The sequence below is a fragment of the Aminobacterium sp. genome (genome assembly GCF_034926885.1).
Classification (GTDB): Bacteria; Synergistota; Synergistia; order Synergistales; family Aminobacteriaceae; genus Aminobacterium.
The window spans coordinates 1-24580 of sequence record NZ_JAYFQR010000002.1 but is presented as its reverse complement, the minus strand read 5'-3'; the positions used below and the strand labels follow the sequence as shown (position 1 = coordinate 24580).

General features: G+C 47.1%; 21 protein-coding genes. 12 read left to right on the top strand and 9 right to left on the bottom strand.

What is annotated here, in order from left to right; translation table 11 throughout:
* Positions 1-154: 154 nt before the first annotated feature.
* Positions 155-919, top strand: a complete 765-nt coding sequence (locus tag VB083_RS00625) for a transporter substrate-binding domain-containing protein (protein WP_213690862.1) — start codon at positions 155-157, stop codon at positions 917-919.
* A gap of 126 nt (positions 920-1045) precedes the next feature.
* Here VB083_RS00625 and VB083_RS00620 read toward each other — a convergent pair whose 3' ends face one another.
* The 6 genes from VB083_RS00620 to nuoE all read right to left on the bottom strand — a co-directional run bounded on the left by VB083_RS00620 (position 1046) and on the right by nuoE (position 7213).
* The gene (locus VB083_RS00620; protein ID WP_323401590.1) at positions 1046-1531 is read right to left on the bottom strand and encodes a hypothetical protein; all 486 of its coding nucleotides are present in this window, start codon (positions 1529-1531) and stop codon (positions 1046-1048) included.
* Positions 1532-1617: 86 nt separating this feature from the next.
* The gene (locus tag VB083_RS00615) at positions 1618-3426 is read right to left on the bottom strand and encodes an aldehyde ferredoxin oxidoreductase family protein (RefSeq protein ID WP_213690864.1); all 1809 of its coding nucleotides are present in this window, start codon (positions 3424-3426) and stop codon (positions 1618-1620) included.
* The gene (locus VB083_RS00610; RefSeq protein WP_213690865.1) at positions 3426-3905 is read right to left on the bottom strand and encodes a 4Fe-4S dicluster domain-containing protein; all 480 of its coding nucleotides are present in this window, start codon (positions 3903-3905) and stop codon (positions 3426-3428) included. The genes VB083_RS00615 and VB083_RS00610 overlap by 1 nt, the downstream gene beginning before the upstream one ends.
* Positions 3906-3949: 44 nt before the next feature.
* Positions 3950-4846 (bottom strand): 2Fe-2S iron-sulfur cluster-binding protein, encoded by an 897-nt coding sequence (locus tag VB083_RS00605; RefSeq protein ID WP_323401589.1) that lies wholly within the window; start codon positions 4844-4846, stop codon positions 3950-3952.
* Entirely contained in the window at positions 4843-6717 is a 1875-nt protein-coding gene (locus VB083_RS00600) for an NADH-ubiquinone oxidoreductase-F iron-sulfur binding region domain-containing protein (RefSeq protein ID WP_323401588.1), read from the bottom strand. The genes VB083_RS00605 and VB083_RS00600 overlap by 4 nt, the downstream gene beginning before the upstream one ends.
* A complete protein-coding gene (gene nuoE / locus VB083_RS00595; protein ID WP_323401587.1) occupies positions 6707-7213 on the bottom strand; it encodes an NADH-quinone oxidoreductase subunit NuoE in 507 nt (168 codons plus the stop codon). Before nuoE ends, VB083_RS00600 begins: the two co-directional genes overlap by 11 nt.
* A gap of 199 nt (positions 7214-7412) precedes the next feature.
* Here nuoE and miaB point away from each other — a divergent pair, with 199 nt between their 5' ends.
* From miaB to fusA, 11 genes are all read left to right on the top strand, one after another.
* On the top strand, positions 7413-8735 hold the full coding sequence (gene miaB, locus VB083_RS00590; protein WP_323401586.1) for a tRNA (N6-isopentenyl adenosine(37)-C2)-methylthiotransferase MiaB: 1323 nt from the start codon (positions 7413-7415) through the stop codon (positions 8733-8735).
* Positions 8728-9399 carry a ComEA family DNA-binding protein gene (locus VB083_RS00585; RefSeq protein WP_323401585.1) on the top strand — a complete coding sequence of 224 codons (672 nt, stop codon included), beginning with the start codon at positions 8728-8730 and terminating at the stop codon, positions 9397-9399. Before miaB ends, VB083_RS00585 begins: the two co-directional genes overlap by 8 nt.
* Positions 9396-10817: a ComEC/Rec2 family competence protein gene (locus VB083_RS00580; protein WP_323401584.1), complete on the top strand. Its 1422-nt coding sequence runs from the start codon at positions 9396-9398 to the stop codon at positions 10815-10817. Before VB083_RS00585 ends, VB083_RS00580 begins: the two co-directional genes overlap by 4 nt.
* Positions 10818-10864: 47 nt before the next feature.
* Positions 10865-11632, top strand: coding sequence for a type III pantothenate kinase (locus VB083_RS00575; RefSeq protein WP_323401583.1), 768 nt, complete (start codon positions 10865-10867; stop codon positions 11630-11632).
* Positions 11613-12632, top strand: a complete 1020-nt coding sequence (locus VB083_RS00570) for a tRNA dihydrouridine synthase (RefSeq protein ID WP_213699738.1) — start codon at positions 11613-11615, stop codon at positions 12630-12632. Before VB083_RS00575 ends, VB083_RS00570 begins: the two co-directional genes overlap by 20 nt.
* A complete protein-coding gene (gene lysS / locus VB083_RS00565) occupies positions 12617-14137 on the top strand; it encodes a lysine--tRNA ligase (RefSeq protein ID WP_213701254.1) in 1521 nt (506 codons plus the stop codon). The genes VB083_RS00570 and lysS overlap by 16 nt, the downstream gene beginning before the upstream one ends.
* Before the next feature lie 15 nt (positions 14138-14152).
* On the top strand, positions 14153-16207 hold the full coding sequence (ligA, locus tag VB083_RS00560) for an NAD-dependent DNA ligase LigA (protein ID WP_213701253.1): 2055 nt from the start codon (positions 14153-14155) through the stop codon (positions 16205-16207).
* Between the two features lie 2 nt (positions 16208-16209).
* Complete coding sequence (gene gatC, locus VB083_RS00555) at positions 16210-16503, top strand: Asp-tRNA(Asn)/Glu-tRNA(Gln) amidotransferase subunit GatC (protein ID WP_213699735.1); 294 nt, start codon at positions 16210-16212, stop codon at positions 16501-16503.
* A gap of 1 nt (position 16504) precedes the next feature.
* Entirely contained in the window at positions 16505-17974 is a 1470-nt protein-coding gene (gene gatA / locus VB083_RS00550; protein ID WP_213699734.1) for an Asp-tRNA(Asn)/Glu-tRNA(Gln) amidotransferase subunit GatA, read from the top strand.
* A complete protein-coding gene (gatB, locus tag VB083_RS00545) occupies positions 17974-19446 on the top strand; it encodes an Asp-tRNA(Asn)/Glu-tRNA(Gln) amidotransferase subunit GatB (RefSeq protein WP_213701252.1) in 1473 nt (490 codons plus the stop codon). Before gatA ends, gatB begins: the two co-directional genes overlap by 1 nt.
* Before the next feature lie 163 nt (positions 19447-19609).
* A complete protein-coding gene (fusA, locus tag VB083_RS00540; RefSeq protein ID WP_213699732.1) occupies positions 19610-21691 on the top strand; it encodes an elongation factor G in 2082 nt (693 codons plus the stop codon).
* A 118-nt stretch (positions 21692-21809) separates the two neighbouring features.
* Here fusA and VB083_RS00535 read toward each other — a convergent pair whose 3' ends face one another.
* From VB083_RS00535 to VB083_RS00525, 3 genes are read right to left on the bottom strand one after another with little or no spacing between them, the layout of a single operon-like run.
* Positions 21810-22025 (bottom strand): DUF255 domain-containing protein, encoded by a 216-nt coding sequence (locus VB083_RS00535; RefSeq protein ID WP_213699731.1) that lies wholly within the window; start codon positions 22023-22025, stop codon positions 21810-21812.
* A 43-nt stretch (positions 22026-22068) separates the two neighbouring features.
* Positions 22069-23484 (bottom strand): NADPH-dependent glutamate synthase, encoded by a 1416-nt coding sequence (gltA, locus tag VB083_RS00530; protein WP_213699730.1) that lies wholly within the window; start codon positions 23482-23484, stop codon positions 22069-22071.
* Entirely contained in the window at positions 23484-24320 is an 837-nt protein-coding gene (locus VB083_RS00525) for a sulfide/dihydroorotate dehydrogenase-like FAD/NAD-binding protein (RefSeq protein ID WP_213691861.1), read from the bottom strand. The genes gltA and VB083_RS00525 overlap by 1 nt, the downstream gene beginning before the upstream one ends.
* Between the last annotated feature and the right edge of the window lie 260 nt (positions 24321-24580).

Genomic DNA, 24580 nt, shown 5'->3' with positions numbered 1-24580 from the left:
TGTATAAGTCTTTTTAATTTAGTAGAAGGAAGAGGGGATTTTTCCCCTCTTTTTTCTTGACTTCTTCCTTGCCTGAATTATAATAGACCAATCTTAAACTATAGTTCTAAAATTTGACTATATGTAACTAGTGTTTAAATAGGGAGGAATAGGTATGAAGAAGTTAGTCGTGTTGCTTGCTGTTATTTTTGTTTTTACGAGTGCTATTGGTGCGATGGCTGCCCAGTCAGCTCTTGAGAAAGATGTTATTCGAGTAGGAACCGAATCGACGTTTCGCCCCTTTGAATTTAGAAACGTTGATAATGAAGTTGTAGGATTTGATATTGACCTCATTAACATGATAGCAGAAAAACTTGGTAAAAAAGTTGAAATCGTAGACTCATCTTTTGACTCTCTTATCCCTTCTTTGCTGACAAAGAAGATTGATATTATAGCAGCAGGAATGAGTGCAACTGAAGAGCGAGCAAAACGCGTTGCCTTCTCAGATACGTATTATCTTACCCCTTCCGCAGTCGTTGTTAAGGCAGAAGAGTCGGGAATAACAAAGGAAGAGGATTTAAAAGGTGATAAAGTGGCTACCGTTCAGATGGGTACAATTCAGGATGCGTACGTCTCTAAGCTTGGTTTGAAAGAAGTCAAACGTTTCTCGAAGACGGATGACGCTTTCAGAGAGGTTCTTCTTGGACGAGCCGATTTTGCAGTAGTAGATGGAACTGTAACTCAGGAAAACCTTGAAAATAACAAAGATTTTACAGATACGCTTAAGAAAGCTTTCAACCTTTATATCGATAAGGGAATGGCCCTGGCCATGAGTAAAGATGATCCTCAGTTCGTAGAGGCTGTCGATAATGCTCTTCGCGAGCTTAAAGAATCTGGGGCACTTGATGAGCTTGAAAAGAAGTGGATGGGAGAGAAATAGTATTTAAAAGCAAGAGCTAGAAGTTTCGCTACGTTGCTTAACTATACGAGATAAAGCGAGGAGAAATTACCGTGTAAGGTAGTTTCTCCTCGCTTCTTTTTTATGTAACGTGGTATTAAACGCTTCTTAGTTCTCTTTATTTTCCAGCTGGAAGAGAATCTCTTGTGTTACCCTAAAAAGCTCTTCTTCCTCAAGACTCTTGCTTTCTACAATCAATGTGGTGTGTTCTGGAAGACGGACAGATAAAGCTTTTCCAACTTGCGGGTAGCTTTCGAGTAGCGCTCTGTATTTTCCCAGGGAGAGAGTGCGGTAGGTAGCTCCAAACCCCATGGGGCGGTCATCTGTGTTAACTTCCTTTTCAGGAATGTAAAGATCGCCGCTTCCTGAGCCAGAGAGCACCGTAAGACTGAAATTACGCCCACCTGGGGCAATATAACGTCGTTTACGCCATATGCCATAATTGCCAGAAGGAGCCTCTAGTTGTTGTGAAAAAAGGTCTTCTCCTGTCCATCCTTCAAGATCAGGCAACGTATCTATTGCGGCTGAAGATACTTCTGCAGAGAAGAGCAGAAGCATCAACGAGAAAAATACTATTTTATGAAAAAGTTTCATCTCTATCCCTTCTTTCGAAGACAACTCTTTAGGTGATATTTTAGCATCAAAAAAGGGGCCCGAAGGCCCCTTCCCCTCAAATAGAACTACAGATAGCTTGCAAGCCCGAGTTCTATAAGTTTTTCTTCTGTTGGTATTCCTTCTTCATTCCATCCTCGCAACGAGTAGTATTGAGGAAGCATGGAATCAAGACGATTGACTCGTCCCTTCATAGGTCCATTGGGAATTGGATCTTTCAACAAGCGTGGAGGCAACGTGTCGTCACTTTTTGAGAGACCTGCCTTCATATTGAAAAGACGTTCGAGGTTCCAGATTCTATCTCCAGCCTGCATGAAGCTTTCTTCTGTATAATCGACTCCCGTTACTGCCGCAAGTTGAGGAGCAATATCTGCGGCTCCAAGGGCGAATGTTGTGAAAAGGCACATTCCTGCAGAGTCAAGGGCAGCGGTGAGATCTTGAAAAGCCTTGAGCCAGACGGGTTTTGTTTCGTTATCTTCAGGATCTATTTTTTCGGGAGCGCCTAATACTTCAGGTGAAGTCAAATAACCTCTTACATGGCACCCGCCTCGGTTGGAAGTTGCGTATTCAAGTCCCATACCTTGCAAGGCTCGTGGGTCGTAGGCTGGCATTTCCTGCTTTTTTACGGTCATGGAAAGTTCAGGATGGCCCCATTTTTCAGCCAATCTCCACGATCCTTCAGCAAGTTCATCGCCAAACCCACGTCTATAGGCTGTATCTTCTGTTAACTTTACCATAGCGTTAACATTGCCAAAATGCAAGTCATATTCAGTTTCATTTTCGGTAAGAACGCCCATTTCGTAAAGTTCCATGGCGCAGGCTATAGTGGAACCGAGTGTTATTGTGTCCATTCCCAGTTCGTTGCAGATAAAATTGGCTTTGACAATAGCATCAATATCGTCAATGCCGCAATCTGGGCCGAATGACCACGTGCTTTCATATTCTGGCCCTTCACCCTGCCCCACATAGATACCGTTGCTCTTGGCAACTCGTCCACATCCGATTGGGCATCCCATACAGCCCTTATTTTTTATGAGGTTTTTCTCATTGTATGTTTCGGCACTGACTTTATCTGCACCTTCGAAAATAGCTTCTCTGAAGTTTCTTGTGGGAAGAGCTCCCGCTGAGTTGATGATGCCGACAAGTACGTTTGTTCCGAAGGTTGGCAGTCCTCCTGATGTTACTGGATGTTCTTTGAGTTTCTTTCGTGCAGCGGCTACGCTCTGGAAAACGGCATCCCGATCGGCAACTTTGACGCCCTTCGTTCCTCGAACGACGATGGCTTTAAGATTTTTAGAGCCCATAACGGCTCCTACACCGGAACGGCCGGCGGCTCTGTCTTTTTCGTTCATAATGCAGGCGAATTTAACGAGGTTTTCTCCTGCCGGCCCGATACAGGCTACTTTTGCTTCAGAGTCTGTCTCTGTGAGCAGGGAGTCTGTTACGGAGTGAACATCCTTTCCCCAGAGATGACGTGCGTCACGAATTTCTATCATGTCATTGTATATGTAGATATAGACTGGAGCTTTGGCTTTTCCTTCAAGAATGACCATGTCAAAACCGGCATATTTAAGTTCCGGTCCCCAGAACCCCCCCGAGTTGGAAGCCGCAATAGTTCCCGTCAGAGGTCCCTTGGTTATAACATCGTATCGTCCTGATGATGTGGTGAGGGTTCCGGTAAGAGGTCCCGTGGCAAAGATGAGTTTGTTTTCAGGGCTGAGCGGGTCGACTGTTGGGTCAACTTCATCTATATAGTATTTTGTGCCAAGGCCGCGTGCTCCTATAAAGAGACGGGCGTCTTCGCTTCGAATAGGTTCTATTTTCCACGTTTTTTCGCCGAGATTTACACGTAAAACCCGACCTGTCCATCCAAACATTATGCCTCAACCTCCTCAACTATCGCTGCAAATTTAGCGGCATAGGCTCTTTTCTTTTCGAGGTTATCCTTTTCGGCAGGAACATATTGAAGAGCTTCGGTAGGGCAGAAAAGAGCGCATTGAGGATCACCATCGCATTGCGTGCACTTAAAGGCGCTTTTGCCCTCTCTGTTATAGGAAATGTTCCCGAAAGGACAGGCAACTACGCACATACGGCATCCAATGCATTTTTCTGAATGAATATTAATAATGCCCGTTTCCTGATCCTGTTCCAGTGCGCCAGTCTTGCATACTGATGCACATGGAGCGTTTTCACATTGCAAACATGTCATGGGAACATGTATTCCCAGTTCGAATCTGAACACTTTGATTCGAGCCAGGGAAGGACGACATTCCCCTTCCTGAGACAAAGAACAAGCTACCTCACAACTGCCACATCCAATGCAGCGATCTGGCGAAATGAGTAATACTTTTTCCATGAACTTTTCTCCCCTTTCACATTTTGCAATATAGTTGAATTAGCCTACCCCCGTGTTGCTTTTACTTTTGAAAAAACAAGTGCGTACGCTTCCTCTTTACGACGACATTGCGGGCATATCTCTTCATAAGAGCTAAGATCGTTATCGTCGTCGTAGTTGAGAGCTGCCCGTTCTAGCTGCTCTTTTGTTGCGAAAAAGCGTCCACATCGAGTGCACTGTACAAGTTGGAACTCTCTTCCCCAGAGTATTCGTACGCCATCCTTTTCCAGCTTTTCTATAGCGCCGGTAGGGCATACTTCTGCGCATGCGCCGCATCCGATACACGACGTTGGCGGTTCCTTGAAGGGAGAGGTGACTTCACGTTGATGACCTCGCCGGCAGAAATCAAGACATCCAATACCTTCAGCTTCGCAGGCGCGAACGCAAAGGCCGCAGAGAATACATTTCGATGCAGAATCGTGGGAGGCATTCTGAGACGTATCAATCGGAGCATTGAGAGATGGATTGGGAGATAGATCGAGTGGGGGAGCGAGATGAGTATCAAGTGGAATGTGGGGAAGGGAATCTGGCGAAGTATTGAATTGAGTGGGAACAGAAACTTTGTATTTTTCAAAGAGATGGCGAAGAACTGGTGTGTTACACGCTTCTTTTGCCTCTTTGGCGATAAGTGTCAGTACGAATTTCCGAAGCGAGTATATTTTCGGCGTATCCGTTTCTATGATGAGTCCGTCTTTTGTAATGGGATAAGAGCACGCCATAACGACTTTGCGCTTCTTGCCTTCTTCTATCTCTACGGAGCACATTCGGCAATTTCCATCAGCCGGTAATCCGGGGTGGTAGCAGAGAGTGGGGATATGGATGCCAAGAAGGCCGGCTGCTTCTAAAATGGTTGTTCCTGCTTCGATGTCCAGAGGATTTCCGTTTATAGTGACAGAGATCATGATGTCGCCTCCTTTGGCCTGGGTTCAATAGCTTCGAAACGACATACCTCCAGGCACATTCCGCAGGTAATACATTTATCGTGGTCGATTTTTCGAATATCCCGGTCCTTTCCCGAGATGGCGCCAGTTGAACAGTTGGCCTGACAGGCACCGCAGCCTATACACTTGTTACGGAGAATAAAAGGCATGTACATTCCTTGGCAAACGCCGGCTCGGCAGAAATGTTCCTTTTCATGTTCTTCGTATTCTTCTGGAAAATAGAGAAGGGTGGAGAGAACGGGATTGGATGCTGTTTTCCCAAGTCCGCAGAGAGCTGTTTCAGGCATATTCTCTGCAATAGCGCGCAACCTTTCAGTGTCTCCAGATTCACCTTTCCCCCTTGTCAATTTATGAAGAATCCGTTGCATTTCCATAAGGCCTTCACGGCAGGGAGTGCATTTACCGCACGATTCCGTTACGAGAAAATCAACAAAATATCGGGCCACATCGACCATGCAGCTTCGTTCATCCATGACGATTATGCCGCCGGAGCCCATCATAGACCCTACGTCAGCCAAACGGTCGAAATCCACAGGAAGGTCGAGGAAGGATTCGGGAATGCATCCCCCCGATGGTCCACCTGTCTGTACGGCCTTGAAAGGCCTGTTTTTCAGGGTTCCCCCTCCAATATCGAAGATAATTGTACGGAGAGTTGTTCCCATGGGAACTTCGACGAGGCCGCTGTTTTTGACTTTGCCTACGAGAGAGAATATTTTTGTGCCTGGGCTCGTCTCTGTTCCCAGACTTCGAAACCAGCTGGCTCCCTTCGAAATAATGGGAGGAATATTGGCCCATGTTTCTACATTATTAAGAACTGTAGGTTTCTCCCAGAGTCCTTTCTCTGTAGAACGGATATATTTGACCCTCGGAACTCCAACCCGGCCCTCTATGGAGGCCATTAGCGCTGTCGATTCGCCGCAGACGAAGGCTCCGCCTCCACGATAGACTTCAATGTCGAAGGAAAAACCGGATCCGAGAATATTATTGCCAAGAAGCCCCACCTTACGGGCTTCCTTTATCGCCATGGAGAGGTGCTTGACGGCTAACGGATATTCGTCTCGCACATATATAAAGCCCTGATTAGCGCCTATGACATAAGCACCGATGGCCATTCCCTCAATAACGCTGTGTGGGTCGCCTTCCATAAGACTTCGGTCCATAAATGCCCCTGGATCTCCCTCGTCCCCGTTGGCGATAACGTAGCGAATGTCTGATTCTATCTTTCGAGCGGATTGCCATTTCTTGCCAGTAGGGAATCCGCCGCCGCCCCGGCCTCTCAGACCGGAATCGATAACTTCCTGCAAAACATGTTCTGGCCCTGTTTCGAAGGCTCGAAGAAGAGCTTCGTAGCCGTTGGCCAGAATATAGTCGTCTATTTTTTCAGGGTTGAGCTCTCCTGAATTGCGGAGGGCGATTCGTGTCTGATGAGAATAGAAGGGAATCTGTTGGGCTTCGGTAGTCGATTTCTTCGTGTTGGGATCCCGATAGAGAAGATGACTAATTGTTTTTTGCCTTAAAATGGTTTCGTCGATGATTGACTGAACGTCTGATGGCTTAACTTTCTGGTAGAAAATGTTACCGGGGTTAATAGTTACCAGTGGGCCATGTTCGCAAAAACCGTGGCATCCTGTTGAATCCAGGGAAATCTGAAGATTAACGTTTAACTTCCTCTCTTCGAGTTCCTTTTCGAAGGTGCGGTATACGTCGCGACTCCCACTTGCGATACATCCTGTACCAAAACATATGCGGACGGAGGGAATGGTAGCCGCTGTTTTTTCTTCTCGTAGTTTTCTCCGGTATTCACGAAGGTCTGAAGGGGTGTTAAACGTCATTGTTTCGTTCCTCCTCAATCATAGATGGAATGAGATTGGGCGTCATTTGTCCGTAGACTTTTTCATTGACCATGACTACAGGAGCCAGAGCGCACGCACCAAGACAGTTTACCGTTTCCAGAGTAAACTGACCATCTGGAGTTGTCTCCCCTGAAGAGATAGAGAGTTCCTTTTGCAGCGTGTTGAGGATGAATGCTCCTCCTCTGAGGTGACAGGCTGTTCCCCCGCAAACACGAATAGTCTTACGTCCTCTTGGCGAGAGCGTAAAGGCTTTGTAAAACGTGGCGACACTGTAAACGCGACTTTCCGGAACATCAAGATAGGTAGCGACTTCTTTCATCGCTTCGACGGGAAGATAACGGAAGGTTCGTTGAATATCCTGAAGAATGGGAAGAAGAAAGCGTGATTCCTTGGAGTATGAAGAGAGAATGTTCAGCAAGGCTTCTTTTTGTTTCTGGCGGTTGTCAGAAGACATAGTAATACTATGGTCTGTCAATGAAAGTCCCCCCTTTATGCCGACTTTCTGACAATTCTTTTATATTGTACAACTTAATTTGTTTTTGTCACTTTCTCCCTTGAGCGGGTACATCGCTACTTTTCTTTTTAGACGTCTTCCCCAAATCATGTTAAGATTTTTCAGTTAGACTGTTTGTTATGTTAGAATATTAGAATTTCTATGGCCAGGAGGAATACGTGTGTATCGTTTTGCATTAAAGGTATATGGCTGCCAGATGAACGTTTATGATGGCGATAAACTTCGTACAGCCCTTATTCAAAAGGGGTGGAAAGAAGTAGAGGAAGAAGAGGCCGATCTGGTTATCTTCAATGGCTGTAGTATCAGGGCCAAAGCTGAACATAAAGTGTGGAGCGAACTCGGTCGTTACGGTGATAGCTGGAATGAGAAAAGCAAACCTTATGTTGCTGTAACCGGCTGTATTGCCCAGCGTTTGGGAGAGGCCATGATGACTCGTTTTCCATGGGTGCGCCTTGTGGGAGGTCCCCGTCATATAGGGAATCTGCCTGAGGCATGCGAACGAGTAATGGCAGGGGAGTGTATCTCTCTTCTTGATGAGGATCCCAGAGCCTTTATTGACCTTGAGGTTCCTCCTATTGAAAGAGTGAATCCATGGAAGGCTTATGTGACCATAGCTCATGGGTGTGATAACTACTGTACATATTGTATCGTTCCCTATGTGCGAGGGCGTTTTGTTTCCAGATCTCCAGAGTCAATTATCAGAGAGGTTGAGAAACTTGTTGCCGATGGCATAAAAGAGGTAACTCTTTTGGGTCAGAATGTCGACAGTTACGGTCTTGATTTTGATAATGGCTACACATTTTCATCCCTTCTTCGCGATGTAGCTAATATTGAGAATCTGCCTCTTATTCGTTTTGTAACCTCTCATCCGAAAGATTTTACGCCGGATATTGTCAAGGTTATGTCTCATTACCCGAAGATTTGTCCGTCGATAAACCTTCCCATACAGTCGGGGAGCGAGCGCATATTACAGAAAATGAACAGGAAATACACTCTTGAAAAGTATAGAGAAACTGTTTCTATCATTCGTAGCGCTCTGCCAGAAGTGGGATTGACCAGCGATCTTATCGTAGGATTTCCAGGCGAAACAGAAGAAGACTTTCAGGATTCTGTAGCGGCACTTCACGAGTTCCGTTACGATCTTGTTCATACAGCTGCATATTCTCCCCGTGAAGGAACAGTGGCTGCTACAATGCCAGATCAGATTCCTCAGGAGATAAAGATGAAACGTCTCAATATCGTTAACGAAATACAGTCTCGCATAGCTTCGGAAATCAACCAGAGCCTTGTAAATAGAACGTATTCGATTCTTATTGACGATGTTGCTCCGAAGGGGGAAGGATTGGTTCAGGGTCGTACTCCTACTGATAAAGTTGTTATTATCAAGGGTGGAAAAGACCTTATCGGTCATTTTGCTACTATAAAAATTACTTCTGCTGATAATTGGTGCCTTTACGGAGAGGTGATTGATATCGTTGACTAAAGAAAAAACGAAGGCGCTCTTTTTCTTCGCCGCCGGAATTCTTTGTCTCGTCTTCGCAGGTCTGCTGATTACCACTTTTTCAGGACGATGGGAGGCAGGCCGTCCCACTGTTGTTGCAGGGCCTCTGCCTGTTGCCAGAGTGGAGAAGGAACCGCAGCCGATGGAACAGCAACCTGTGGAGGAAAAAGACGAGTGGGTCGTATATATAACGGGGTGTGTGCAAAAGCCTGGTGTCTACCACGTTCCAGCTGATTCGAGAGTCTATCAGGTTGTTGATATGGCCGGCGGGCTCTCTTCACTGGCCGATCACGAAGCTATCAATCTCGCGACACCGTTACAGGATGGGATGCACATTCACGTGCCGGTTCGTGGCGAGGTTCCCAAAGAGGATGTTCAGACGAAGGGGACGTCTTCCGTTTCTTTGAATGGGGCTGTCGCGTCTCGTGCAGAAGAAAGGGATATAAATAGGAAGATTGATATTAACAGTGCTTCAGAGGAACAATTACAGGCATTACCAGGAGTTGGTTCCAAGATAGCAGCGTCTATAGTGAGTTACAGAGAGTCTCAAGGGGACTTTGAGGTCGTTGAGGATCTGCTGAGGGTGAGAGGTATTGGCCCTGCAAAATTCGAGAAGATACGTCAACTGGTTACGATAGGTTCATGACAGCTCTCGGCAGAATGCCGGCCCTCTTTCCCTTTGCCGGCATATGTCTGGCCCTTCTTGTTCAGCAACGTGGCGTGTCATTGATATGGGATTCTTTACTGGCCATGCTTGGCACTCTGGCGTTGCTTTTCCTTTTTACTGACAGAGATGCTCCCGATTATTGGAAGGCCGCGATAGGACTTCTTCTTATTGCGGGAATTGGCAGCATGGGAGTTTGCCTGAGAGTGTCTGAGCCTTTTGAACATGCCGGAGAGAGATACAAAGGGCAGGGCGTTGTTCTTTACGAGCGTTCCTGGGGAGGAAGAAGGGCTCTTTTGCTTCGAACCTCAGTAGGTCGGGTTATGGCAAAAGTAGGGCCCCAGTATGAACTCCTTCCTGGAGATAAAATAAAATTATCGGGGATACTGCTCGAACTTCCGTCATATAAGGATAATTCCTTTCGAGAGGATCGATATTGGAAGGCCCGCGGAGCCATTGGCGAGATTATTCCGGAAGATATTTCGTTGCTTGGCTCATCACGCTGGATGTCGCCCATTGGGTGGAGAAATGTCCTCGTACAGCGTATTCTTTTGACATTGCCTCCCCGTACGCGAGGGTACATACTGGCCTGTTGGACCGGTCTGAAATCTCCAGTGTTGAGCTTTAAGCATCAGCAATGGGGGACGAGCCACCTATTGGCTGTTTCCGGTTTTCACGTTGCTCTTTTTGTTTCAGGCCTGTGGCTTCTTATTCCCGCAGGAAAGAAAAGGGAGCTCGTGGTTTCTGGTGCTTTGTGGGGCTATATTTTCCTGACTGGAGCGGCTCCAAGTGCGATACGAGCTGCAATTATGATGCAGATAGCTCTTTTAGGGCGCTTATTTGGCCGACCTCCGTCACCTGTTAATTCCGTTTCACTGGCGGGACTCTTGCTTCTTTTATGGCGTCCCTTCTGGTTTTGGGATTTGGGATGGCGTCTTTCTATAATAGCGGCTTTGATTATTGCCGCAGCCCTTGAGAGAAGACTTTCTCCTCTGTGGTGGTGTAGTGTGAGTCCTGCAATTTGGGTGTCTACTCTTCCGCTGGTTTCCGCGGTCTGGGGGAGTGTCCCCTTGGCGGGAGTTGTTATGAACACTTTTGCCGGTGCTGTTTTTGGCGTTTTATATCCTCTGAGCTCTCTTTTGGTCTTGCCGTCGTTACTGGCTATCCCTGGCGGATATTGGCTTTCCCGCTCCGCTGAAGGGCTCTTTTATCTTTGGGAACTTTGTGCTGATACGATTGTTCGTTTTGTTCCCTGCCACGTCTCGTGGAACCCCTTCTGGGGAGCTCTTGCCGCTGGAATTTTCCCCTTGTTTCTTGCTCGATCCATCCGGCTTTCGTGGAAGCGTTCTCTATCGACGGCATTACTGTTACAATGTGTTGTGATATTGATTTTGATGTAGTATTTAAGATTAAGAGTTGAGACTGAGAGTTATGGAGGTTGAGAGGCATGTTACTTGTTTTAGATGTAGGAAACACGACGACAGTTGTGGGTGTCTACGATAATGATAATCTTGTAGCTCACTGGCGGCTTGTTTCTGAACGACATACATCTGATGAACTTGGAATCTACTTGCGCAACTTATTGCAGTTTGCGTCTATACCATATAGAGAGATACACGGAGCTATTCTATCGAGTGTCGTTCCTTCTTTAGACAGTGTAATTCAGGAAGGCGTATCCCGTTATTTTAACGACGTTCACTGTTTGCGCGTTTCGTATAAATTGGATTTAGGCATGGACATCCTTTATGGTGCTCCGCACGAAGTTGGGGCGGATCGTCTGGTCAATGCTGTGGCAGGGCGTGAACGTTATGGCGCTCCGCTGATCGTCATCGATTTCGGAACGGCCATTACTCTCGATATTATTTCGAAGGAAGGGGCCTATCTGGGTGGCACCATTTCACCAGGCCTTGTTTCAGGAATGGAAGCTCTCTTTGGCCGCACGGCGAAGCTGCCTCAAGTCTCTTTGGAGGCTCCGATGAGTGTTATAGGAAGCAATACCATGGAATCCATTCAGGCTGGGCTTATGTTTGGAAATGCCGGTTTGGTGGATTTTCTTGTTCGAAAAACAAGGGAGACTCTGGGATGCCGTTGTGGTGTTATCGCTACAGGCGGTCATGCAGAGGCTATCGCTAAAATATCTGAGACCATTGAAACTGTAGATCAATGGCTTACCTTGGAAGGACTGCGGATAATATATGAAAGAAACGTTTCCTAAGGTTGTTGGAGGAGTTCCCCTCGAATCACCTCTTATCTTAGCTCCCATGGCCGGTATAACCATTCCTCCGATGAGAGCCTTTTTCCGCAAACTTGGAGCCGCTGCCGTTCATACGGAGATGATCAGTGGTGCCGGTTTGATCCGCAGTAGTGTGAAGACGAAGAACATGCTTGCCGTCTGTGAGAAAGAGGATCCGGTGATTTTGCAATTTTTTGCCGGCGATACAGACACTCTCTATGCAGCGGCCTGTAAGGCTGAGCAGGAGGCGCATGGGCGATTTGCTGCCGTTGGAATCAATATGGCTTGTCCCATGCCTAAAGTTCTTAAAAAGGGAGCCGGGTCTCGTTTACTTCAATATCCCGATAGAGCGGTTTCCATGGTGAGGGCATTGAAGGAATTCAATCTCCCCGTCTGGGCCAAAGTACGAATTTGCTCAGATCGTGCCCCGCTCTCAACAGAAATGTTTTGTGAGAAACTATTAGAGGCTGGTGCAGATAATATTTGTGTGCACGGCAGAACTCCGGCCCAGCGATATTCAGGAACGGCCGATAAAGAGTCTGTTATGAAACTAGCTCAACTTTTTCCCGGAAAAATAAGCGCCAGTGGCGACGTTTTTGAACCTGAAGATGCCCTCCAATATCTGAATGCGGGGTGTGTTTCAGTGTTTATGGCCCGGGGGGCGTTGAAAGATCCTTTTATTTTTCCCCAAACACTGGCGACTTTAGGCTTTTCGGTGGATAATAGATTGTTATGTCCTTCCATAGAGTTGCAAATATCCTTGCTTATTGAATTGGGGGACCACATTGCAGAAATGGCCAGTCCCAGACTGGCTGAAATATTGATAAAGCGGCTTCTCTCCGGTATGTTTAAAGGCATTCCAGGAATAGCAGAACTTCGAAGGGATTGCGCCAGCTTCCATGGCTGGGACGAACTTCGAAGACTCATGAGCGGCTGCGAGCACTATTTTGAAAGGAGAGACGTGTTGTGTCGGCCAATGTAGAAAACAAGACAGATGAGATTGCTCTGCCAGAGGAAGAAATATTCCGCCAGAGAAAAGATAAGCTTCAAAGATTAGTAGAGGAAGAGGGGTACAATCCGTACCTCATAGAGCGCTGGGAACGCGCTGATTTCCTTAAAGATATTAGGGAACGTTTCGATCATCTCGGTGTTGACGAAGCTGATGAGAACGCAAACCTTACTATTGCCGGTCGTATGATGACCCTTCGTAAGCATGGTAAGGCTATGTTTGCAAATCTTCAGGACGAAACTGATACTATGCAGCTTTACTTCCAGCTTAACGCCATGGGAGAAGAAGCCTATAATTTCGCCAAAAAATGGATAGATGGTGGAGATTTTGTGGGTATCGTCGGTATTCCCTTCAGAACGAGACGGGGAGAACTTACCCTGTTGGTGAAGGAGTGCACCCTTCTTTCGAAGGCTCTCCGTCCCCTCCCTGAGAAGTGGCATGGATTGAAGGATACTGAAATTCGTTATCGTCAGCGTTATCTTGACCTGATGGTAAATCCCGATGTGAAAGATACCTTTAGAAAGAGATCTGCCATCATCGCATCTATACGAAAGACTCTTGTAGATCATGGAACTCTCGAAGTGGAGACGCCCATTCTTTCTCTTCTTGCAGGAGGAGCTAATGCGCGCCCCTTCGTTACCTATCATAATGCCCTTGATTCCAATATGTATCTTCGTATTGCTACGGAGCTCTACCTCAAACGCCTTGTCGTAGGAATGTTCGGGCGGGTATTTGAAATTGGTAAGAACTTTAGAAATGAAGGCATAGATACAATGCACAACCCTGAATTTACACTCATGGAAGTGTATTGGGCCTATGCTGACTATAACGATATGATGGATCTTACCGAAGAGATTATACGCAACGCGGCAAAGGTCGTAGGCGAGCAGACTGTTACATACCAGGGCGTTGAACTTGACTTCAGCAAGCCTTTCCGCAGAGTATCCATGCTGGATCTCGTGAAAGAATATGCAGACATTGATTTCAACACCATAAAGACAGACGAAGATGCACGCAAGATTGCCAGAGAAAAGGGCGTTGAGCTTAAGGGTACAGAGAGCCGTTTTGGCGTTCTTAACGAGGTCTTTGAGGCCTTTGTCGAAGAGAAGCTTGTGCAGCCTACCTTTGTTTTGGGACATCCGACGGAGATTTCTCCTCTTGCGAAGAGAGATCCCGAGAATCCTGATTACACCCACCGTTTCGAGCTCTTTATCTATGGCTCCGAGGTGGCTAATGCCTTTAGTGAATTGAACGATCCTCTCGATCAGAGAGAGCGGTTCCTCGATCAGCTTCGCAAGAAAGAAGAGGGAGACGAAGAGGCTCATGCCTTTGACGAAGACTTTATTAACGCTATCGAGTGCGGACTGCCTCCAACTGGCGGTCTTGGCATTGGAATAGATCGTTTAGTCATGTTCCTTACTGACTCTCGCTCCATACGGGACGTTATTTTGTTCCCGACAATGCGTCCAAAAGCGTAAGAGGAGGCTGTTTTTGTGGATCGTAACGAGGCTCAAAAGCGTATTGAAGCTTTAAGAGAAGAACTCAACCATCACGCTTATCTATACTATGTTCTGGACTCTCCTGAAATAGAGGATGATGTCTATGATGCCCTTTTGAGAGAGCTTCTTTCTTTAGAGAAGCTCTTCCCTGAATTTGACGATCCTGATTCTCCCACCCACAGGGTAGGAGGCATTCCTTTAGATCATTTTGAAAAGGTAATTCACGAGACGCCGCTGCTCAGCCTCGATAATGCCTTATCGAAGAATGAAATGTGGTCGTTTGCAGATCGAGTTTCATCAGCCTTAGGGTTGAACGATATAGATTATCTTTGCGAATTGAAAATAGATGGTCTGGCCGTCTCACTGGTCTATGAAGACGGGGTCTTTGTGCGAGGTGCAACCCGTGGGGATGGTCAAATTGGCGAGGATGTAACGGAAAATCTGCGTACCATCCGTTCGCTACCCCTTCGTCTTCGCGAAAAAGTTCCGGGACGGCTGGAAGTCCGTGGAGAAGTGCTCATGATGAGAGAGCAGTTCGCAGCGCTGAATCAGGCTCGTGAAGAGGCTGAGGAACCGCTTTTTGCCAATCCCCGGAACGCTGCTGCCGGAAGTTTGCGGCAGCTCGACTCGACGATTACGGCGTCACGGAAGCTCTCGATTTTCCTTTATTATGTGTCTCAGCCTCAGGAGTACGGTCTATCGACTCAAAAGGAGATACTGGAGTGGCTTCAGCATCTTGGTTTTCCCGTTCAGAAGGCCTGGAAACTCTGTTCCACTCGGAATGAGATTGATGCCTTTATAGAAAAGTGGCGGGAAGGGCGTTTTTCCTTGCCTTACAGCACTGATGGCGTGGTCTTGAAGGTCAATACTGTGGATTTGTGGGGAGACCTGGGATATACGGCTAAATCGCCTCGCTGGGCCATTGCCTTTAAATATCCGCCGGAAGAGAAGGAAAGCCAGATTCTTGACATCGAAATTTCAGTAGGCCGCACAGGCGTTCTTACCCCTGTGGCCAATCTGGAGCCGGTTCATCTTGCCGGAACCATCGTTAAGCGGGCAAGCCTGCATAACGAAGATGAGATACGGCGCAAGGATATTCGCGTTAAAGATAGAGTGGCTGTTCGAAAGGCCGGGGAGATTATTCCCGAAGTTGTGCGGGTGCTTGTTGAGAAGCGTACTGGAGATGAGAAGGAATTCCTCATGCCTGACACCTGTCCGGTGTGCGGTTCTCACGTTATTCGCATACCTGGCGAAGTGGCGTTGCGGTGTCCCAACAAGGCATCGTGTCCTGCCCAGCTTCGAGAAGGATTGGCCCATTTTGCCTCTCGTGCCGCCATGGATATTCGTGGCCTTGGCGATAAGCTCATAGAGCAGCTTGTCGAAAAGAATATGGTTAAGAATATGGCCGATCTCTACGCTCTCAGTCGAGAGGAGCTTCTTTCTCTCGAACGTATGGGCGAAAAATCGGCAGATAAACTTTTAAAGGCTTTCGATACGTCAAAACAGAGATCACTTTCCAATCTGATTACCGCTCTGGGCATTCCTCTTGTAGGAAAGAAGGTTGCGGAAATACTGGCAGACCATTTCGGTCGCTTAGATGCCCTTGCCTCAGCGAAGGAAGAGGATCTTTCATCTCTTGAAGGCGTAGGACCTAAGATCGCGGCGTCCATCAGGGCCTTTTTTGACGACGAGTCTAACAGGGAAATGATTCGCCGCCTCAAGGAAGCCGGTGTTCAGATGGAAGAGAAGCAAGAAGCGTCAAGGGAGGATACGCCCTTTGAAAACCAGCGTTTTGTTTTTACCGGTGAACTCCAATCCATGGCCAGGGCCGATGCCGAAGCTCTCGTGAAAGATCTGGGAGGGGCGAGTTCCTCCAGCGTGAGCAAAAAGACATCTATAGTCGTTGCGGGGCCTGGTGCCGGAAGCAAACTTCAAAAGGCCAGGGAGCTTGGCGTAAAAGTTATAGATGAAGAAGAGTTTTTAACGATGATTCGTCCCTATATAGAAGAATCATTCGAAGATAAACATATTTCAGCGAAGGAGGAGTGATCATGGCAGTCTCAGCAGATGATATTAGACATGTTGCAGCCTTGGCTCGTCTTGAGATCACAGACGATGAGGTTCAGGCTATGCACCAGCATTTCGAAGAAATATTAGGATATTTTAACAGGCTGAACGAACTTGATCTCGAAGGGATAGATGCGTTTGCATTGAAAGTTGACGAAGAAATCCCCTGGAGAGAGGATAAAGCGGTGCAGAGTTCTGTGCGGGAAGATGCTTTAGATGAAGCTCCTTATCGGCATGGAGATTTCTTCAGAGTGCCTCGTATAGTGGAGGAGGATTAGCATGGAACTTTTTGAGCTTTCAGTAGCGCAAATCATAGAAGGCCTTCAGAACCGCACCTTTTCGGCAAGTGAAGTTTTTAAAGCATGCCTGAATAGGGCTAAGATGCTGGAACCTCGCATATCCGCGTTACTTTCATTTACTGAAGAGAGCGGAATGGCTCAGGCGGAAGCAGTGGATAAGGCTTTGGCGTCAGGAGAAAAACTTGGTCCTCTTGCCGGGGTTCCCTTTATTGTGAAAGACAATATGTGCACCAAAGGCATTCCAACTACGTGTGCGAGCAAAATTCTTGCACAGTGGAAGCCTCCCTATAATGCTGCCGTAGTCGATTTTCTCGATGAAGCGGGTGCCATCCTCATGGGGAAGGCGAATCTTGACGAGTTTGCCATGGGCGGCTCAACTGAGCATTCGGCCTACGGCGTAACCTCGAACCCCTGGAAACTGGATTGCGTTCCAGGCGGTAGTTCTGGCGGAAGTGCGGCCTCTGTTGCTGCCGGATATGTTCCTTTCAGCCTTGGCAGCGATACAGGCGGCTCTATTCGTCAGCCAGCCGCTTTCTGCGGTATATACGGTCTGAAACCGACCTACGGCCTTGTAAGCCGTCGTGGTCTTGTCGCCTTCGCTTCATCTCTTGATCAGATCGGACCTTTTACACGAACTGCCGAAGATATGGCACTCGTGCTTGATGTTATTTCACAGAAAGATGATCATGATTCCACATGTAGCCGTCGTTCCCGTCCCGATTACAAAAAGGCTCTGCGCGCGGATTCCTTGAAGGGACGGAAGATTGGTCTTATTAAAGAGACTCTGGGATACAAATTGGATCCGGAAATCAAAGAAGCTTTCGACAAAACAGTGAAGTTTTGTAAGGAGCAGGGGGCTGAAATTGTCGAGATTTCTCTTCCCACAATGATCGAGTACGGACTTCCTTGCTATTACATTCTTGCTCCAGCGGAAGCTAGCTCCAATTTGGCCCGTTTTGACGGCGTTCGCTACGGCTTAAGTGAAGATGCGGCGTCTTTGATCGATCTCTATATGAAGACACGTGCCGAGGGCTTCGGAGTGGAAGTCAAACGTCGTATTATGGTTGGAACCTATGTGTTGAGTTCCGGCTATTATGATGCCTATTATCTTGTTGCTCAGAAAGTGCGGCAGCTTATTAAACGAGAGTTTGTAAACGCCTTTAAGTCTGTAGATACAATACTTCTTCCCACAGCGCCCACACCGGCTTTCCGTAAGGGAGAACTAGTGAACGATCCTATTCAGATGTACATGGCGGATGTCTTTACGTTGCCTGTAAACCTGGCGGGGCTTCCCGGTCTCTCTCTCAACGCTGGCTTCTCAAAAGATGGCCGGCCTCTTGGTGTTCAGTTTATCGGATCATGGTGGGGTGAGGAGGATTTGCTTTCCATAGCGGCCCTTCACGAAAAAGCCTATGGAACCGCTCCTATTGCCCAAGGGGGTGTTTGCTAATGTCTGAATTGACCTTTACACCTGTTATCGGTCTTGAAATTCACGTGCAGTTGGCAACGAAGAGTAAAATTTTCTGTTCGTGCTCCACTGACTACATCGGTGCCGTGCCGAACACGAATGTTTGCCCTGTCTGTCTGGGGTTGCCGGGAAGCCTTCCCGTACTCAATGCCAAAGTTGTTGAATATGGCGTTAAGGCAGCATTGGCCCTGAACTGCACAGTAAATACAGCGACGAGATTTCACCGGAAAAATTACTTCTATGCAGATCTGCCCAAGGCGTATCAGATCAGCCAGTACGATCTTCCTTTAGCTGAAAAGGGCTATGTGGAGATTCCAACAGAGGATGGCGGACGATATCACGTTCGTATTACACGACTTCACCTTGAAGAAGATGCCGGTAAACTTGTTCATGAAGCAAGTGACGGCCGTCTTGTAGGTGCGGACCAGTCTTTTGTCGATTACAACAGAGGCGGTGTTCCTCTGGCAGAGATTGTTTCAGAGCCGGATATCCGCTCTGCTGCAGAGGCGAAAGAGTATGTGGCCCGTCTTCGCCAGCTTGTTCGTTATCTTGGTGTTTCTGACGGCGATATGGAAAAAGGTTCTCTTCGTGTCGATGCCAACATTTCGGTGAAATGTTCTGACGGACGATGGGGAGACCGTGCCGAGGTAAAGAACCTGAACTCGCTACGCGCTCTTGAGCGAGCACTTGAATACGAGTTCAAACGTCAGAGCCAGCTTTTGGCCGAGGGTAAAACTGTCACTCAGGAGACACGGCACTGGAATGACGTAGAGGGTGTGACTATGGCTACGCGAAGCAAGGAAGAGGCTCACGATTACAGATACTTCCCGGAGCCGGATTTGCCTCCGCTGCTTCTTCCTGACGGGTATGTAGACAAAATAAAAGAGACTATGCCTGAACTGCCTTGGCAGAAAGTGGATCGTTTCGAAAAATCCTATAAATTGAACGAAACTGACGCTATGATTCTGACAGAGCATATTCCTCTTGCCGACTTCTATGAAGCGTGTGTCAAGGCGGGAGCAAGCCCTCAGAGAGCTTCAAACTGGGTGCGGACAGAGGTTCTTCGCATCATGAACGAACAGAAGATCGAAATTGAGGACTTCCCCATCAAGCCTGCGGTTTTGGCCCAGCTCGTTTCTAAAGTTGACGATAATAAGATATCGACAACAGCGGCGCGAGAGGTTTTCGACATGATGGCAGCTCGTCGAATTTCTCTTGAAGAAGCTATGTCGGAGTGTGGAGTGGAGGAAGGCGGCATTTCCGGATCGAACCTTGAAAATATGGTTCGCGGTATTTTGAAAAATAATGCCGATGTCGTTGAAATCATCAAGACGGGACAAGATAAGAAGGGGAAAAAGCAAAAGTTCCTCCAAGGCTTGATTATGAAGGAAGCACGGGGACAAGCTGACCCCAAAGAGGCGGCATCTGTGTTGGCTCAACTTTTGGAAGAATAATGATTGAGGGCAGGGAATGTATTCCCTGCCCTCTTCTTTATTGACTATCGTAATAGCAATGCGTAAGATAAAGCAATGTAAAGAAGATATAAATCTGCCGGCTTGCTGACCGGAAGAGAATAGAGAGGGAGGCAGTCGGACGTCTTAGAGGAGGTAGTAGGGTATGGGAACGCGCAAACCTGAAGACATTAGAAGTGTTGCCATTGTGGCTCACGGTGGGGCCGGAAAGACATCCCTTGTTGAAGCGATGCTCTTTGCTAATGGTGACATTAGTCGTATGGGGAATGTCGTAGATGGCAACACCGTTGCAGACTTCGGAGCCGAAGAACAGAAGCGACAGATTTCCATCAATACTGCACTTGTTACACTTGAGCGTAGCGGGAAAAGATTCTATCTTCTTGACACGCCGGGGTTTGCTGACTTCATAGGTGATATGCGTTCAGCAATGAGAGTTTCAGACTCGGCATTAGCAGTAGTAAGCGGTCTTCATGGTGTTGAGGTTCAAACAGGCAAAGCATTTGAATTTGCAGAAGATTTTGGTATTCCTGTAGCATTTGCAATCAGTAAGCTTGATCGCGAACATTCGGATTTTGCCAGAACAGTAGAAGATATTCAGAAACAGCTTACAGAAAAGGCTGTTCCATTTTTCCTTCCCATAGGCAAAGAGGCTTCCTTCAAGGGAGTTATCGACATTTTGAATCAGAAAGCCTATATGTATGAAGGAGACGCGACAGGTTCTTTCAAAGAATGCGATATTCCTGCTGATATGGCAGACGACGTAGCAGCTGCACGAGAGTCTTTGGTTGAGACGATTGTTGAAGCTGACGATGAAGTAATGATGATGTATCTTGACGGCGAAGAGCTTTCTCCAGAACAGATTCTTTCTGTTGCGAGAAAAGCAATTCGGGAACGTCAGATTTATCCGGTACTCCCCGTTTCGGGAACATCTAATGTAGGAACGCAGCATCTTCTTGATTTTATTGGAACGATGCTTCCTTCTCCTCTGGAATCACATTCACGCCAGGCTAAAAAGGGCGAAGAAACCTTAACTATCGAACCAGATCCTGAAGCTCCATTTTCGGCACTCTGCTTTAAGATTATGGTTGACCCCTATGTAGGAAAACTTTCATATATTCGTGTGAACTCAGGACATCTGTCTAGTGAGAACACTATTTACAATGTCAGCCAACAAGAGGAAGAACGCATAAGTTCCTTCAAAATTATGAAAGGAAAAGACGGCGCTGACGAAAAGGAAATTATTCTTGGAGATATTATTGCCATTCCGAAACTTCACAGCACTCAAGTGGGAGACACATTGGGAACGAAGAACACCGAATACATCTTCCCGCCGATTAAATTCCCCAAACCTGTTTACAGCGTAGCTGTTATGGCGAAGAGCCGGGCAGACGAAGATAAGCTCTCCAATGCTCTTCATAAGATTCTGGAAGAGGACCCTGTTCTCACCTTTGCAAAGAATCCCGAGACAGGCGACAACGTTCTTTCCGGAATGGGCGATATGCATATAGAGATTCTTCTCTCTCGTATCCGTGAGCGATATGGAGTAGAGCTTGAAACAAAGACACCTCAGGTTCCCTATCGGGAAACAATTCGTAAAACCGCCGAAGCCCAGGGAAAATATAAGAAACAGACTGGTGGACGCGGACAGTACGGAGACGTTCACATTCGGTTTATTCCTCTCGACCGCGGGTCAGGATTTGTCTTTGAAGATAAGATCGTGGGAGGAGCCATTCCCAAGGGCTTCATTCCCGCCGTTGAAAAAGGTTTACGTGAAGCATTGACTAAAGGGCCTTTGGCAGGATTTCCCACAGTTGATTTTAAATCCGAACTTTTCTTCGGGTCATATCACGATGTAGATAGCTCTGAAATGGCCTTTAAAATCGCAGCATCCATGTCGTTTAAGAAAGGTATTCTTGACGCCAACCCAGTGTTGCTTGAGCCTATTATGCAGATTGAGGTTATTGTTCCAGAAGATTATCTGGGCGATGTAATGGGCGACTTGAACAGCCGACGTGGACGCATTCTTGGAATTGACAGCCGCGGCCGTTTACAGGTTGTACGTGCTCAGGTTCCTTTGGCAGAAATGTTTAAATACGCTATCGTGCTTCGTTCTATGACATCAGGACGTGGAACGTTCTCTATGGAATTCGACCACTATGAGGACGTGCCTGGAGACGTGGCCAAGAAGGTTATAGCCGAGCACAAGAAAGAAGAGGAAGAGGAATAGCGAATAGCGTCTGAAATGCTGTTCACTATGTATAAAAAAAGAGAGGGACTGAAAAATCAGTCCCTCTCTTGCTTTTCTTTGAAACGTAAGGTGTGTGGAGGTTTGCTAAAACGTTGAGTTAGCGATTTTTTTGGTCTTCACAAAAGAATTTCCACATGGTAGCTTCTGCATTTTGAGTATCAAGTTTCCCCTCAGAAATGACATGTTTCCATGCTCGTTCAGTTAAAGAACCAATATACGCGTCAAACTCCGGACTGTTGCGCCGAGCTGCTATTTCTAACGTTTGCTCTCTGAATTCTTCCCAACGGGCAGCTTTTTTCTCATCAATAGACATCTCAGCATTCCTCCTTATGTTTTAATTTAGAAGCACGTTTCCCTTACTTGCCGGCAGCTTTTTTCTCAGTGATGTACTTGTCGATAGCGACGGCAGCCTTTTTGCCTGCACCCATGGCAAGGATGACTGTTGCTGCTCCGGTGACGATGTCTCCACCAGCGAAGACCCAGTCAGGATCAGCCTGACCAGTTTCAGGATCAGCTTCGATGTAGCCACGTTTGTTCAGCTTAAGTTCGGGGAAGGCGCTTAGCAACACCTTGTTGGGGCCCTGTCCGATGGCCTCGATAACGGTGTCTGCTTCGATTGTGAATTCACTGCCTTCTATTTCAACGGGGCGGCGGCGGCCAGATGCGTCAGGCTCACCGAGCTCCATACGTACACATTTTACGCCTACAAGATTACCACTCTCGCCAGCAACATACTCAACAGGGTTGGTGAGCCAGTTGAAGACAACTCCCTCTTCAACTGCGTGATGGTACTCTTCAATACGGGCAGGAAGTTCTTCAAGAGAACGACGATAGACAACCTGAACACTCTTGGCTCCAAGTCGAAGAGCGGAGCGTGCCGCGTCCATGGCAACGTTTCCGCCGCCAACAACGACAACCTTCTCAGACTGTTTTGTAGGAGTATCGTATTTGGGGAACTCGTAGCCGTGCATAAGGTTGATACGTGTGAGATATTCACTTGCAGAATATACACCGTTCAAGCTTGTTCCGGGAACGCCCATGAAGTGAGGGGTACCGGCACCAGTTGCAATATAGACGGCATCATAGTTATCTTTAAGCTCTTCAATAGTTACGCTGCGTCCTACAGCAACGTTGGTCTGAAATTCGACGCCAAGAGCCTTGATGTTCTCGATCTCTCTACGAACAATGGCTTTGGGAAGACGGAACTCGGGAATTCCATACATAAGAACTCCGCCAGCGGCGTGGAGAGCTTCATAGACTGTGACCTTGTAGCCCATTTTGGCAAGATCACCAGCAACTGTAAGGCTTGAAGGGCCAGAACCGACAACAGCAACTTTCCCCTTGTTCTGTTCAGGAACCTTAGGGGCAACTTTGCTGCCGTGCTCACCCTTCCAATCGGCGATGAAACGCTCCATCTTACCGATGGAAACAGGCTCATAGCCTTTGATTCTTCCTACGGTGCAGACGCCTTCACACTGTTTCTCCTGAGGGCAAACACGTCCACATACGGCTGGAAGGTTGGTGTATTTTGTAAGAGCTTCCCAAGATCCTTCAAGGTCTCTCTCTTTGATAGCTTTCAAAAATTCAGGAATATTGATACCTACAGGGCAGCCCTTCACGCATGGAGGGTTTTTGCACTGAAGGCAGCGGGAACTCTCAGCTACAGCCTCTTCAATGTTATAGCCTATAACGACGTCATTAAAATTATGAACACGTTCCTCGGCACTCTGCTCAGGAACGGGAAGTCTTTTCGGGGTTATGTCTAAAGCCATTACTCTTCACCCATTTCAGCTTTATATTTTTCCAGAGACATTTTTTCTTCGTCTTTGTACTGACGCATACGGTTCATAAACTCATTCCAGTTTACGCCCCATCCGTCAAACTCTGGTCCGTCAACACACGCGAATCTGATCTGGTCATGAATGGTTACTCGGCAGCCGCCGCACATTCCTGTTCCATCGATCATAATTGGGTTTAAGGAAACAAAAATGGGAATATTCAACTCTTTGGCTTTCAAAGAGGAGAATTTCATCATAATGGAAGGACCGATGGCCCATGACTGATCGAATTTGATTCCGCGATTATGAAGCTCCACCATAGCATCGGTAACAACGCCCTTCATGCCGGCAGATCCGTCATCAGTGGTGATGAGAAGCTCATCAGAGTACTTCTCACACTCTTCCTTCATAATGACAAGATCCTTTGTTCGTCCGCCAAGAATGGTGTAAACTTTGTTCCCGGCCTCTTTCAAAGCTCTGATAATTGGGAAAAGGGCGGCTATACCAACGCCACCACCGATCATTAATACTGTTCCGTAATTTTTGATCTCGCTGGGCATTCCCAGGGGACCAAGAATATCGGTTAAACAGTCTCCCTCTTTCATGTCGGCAAACTCGGCAGTTGTCTTTCCAACGATCTGGAAAATCATGCGGATAAGACCTTTTTCACGGTCAAAGTCGGCCACAGTGAGAGGAATACGCTCTCCTTGGGGGTTCGTACGGATGATGACGAACTGCCCCGGCTGAACATGTCGTGCCACTCTAGGAGCTTCTACCCAAATGTCGAATTCCTTGGGGACGACAAGCTTTTTGGAAATAATTTTGTACACTTTGTTTCCTCCTCGTTTATCGAAGATATACTGGGGGTTATGTTATTAGGGGTCGTGTTATCTACTCTCAACTTGATACCTTATATGTTATATTTATTTTGTCAATACAAATTATGCCATATATTGTAGATGGGCCAGAGTTTCGTTCCGTTTACTTAGGTAAAGTGAAAGAGATAATGAAAAAGGCGGGCACCTCTCCTTTATACTGGTGTTGCTCAAACAACCAAAATAAAGGATATAGGAGGTAAACCCGCCATGAC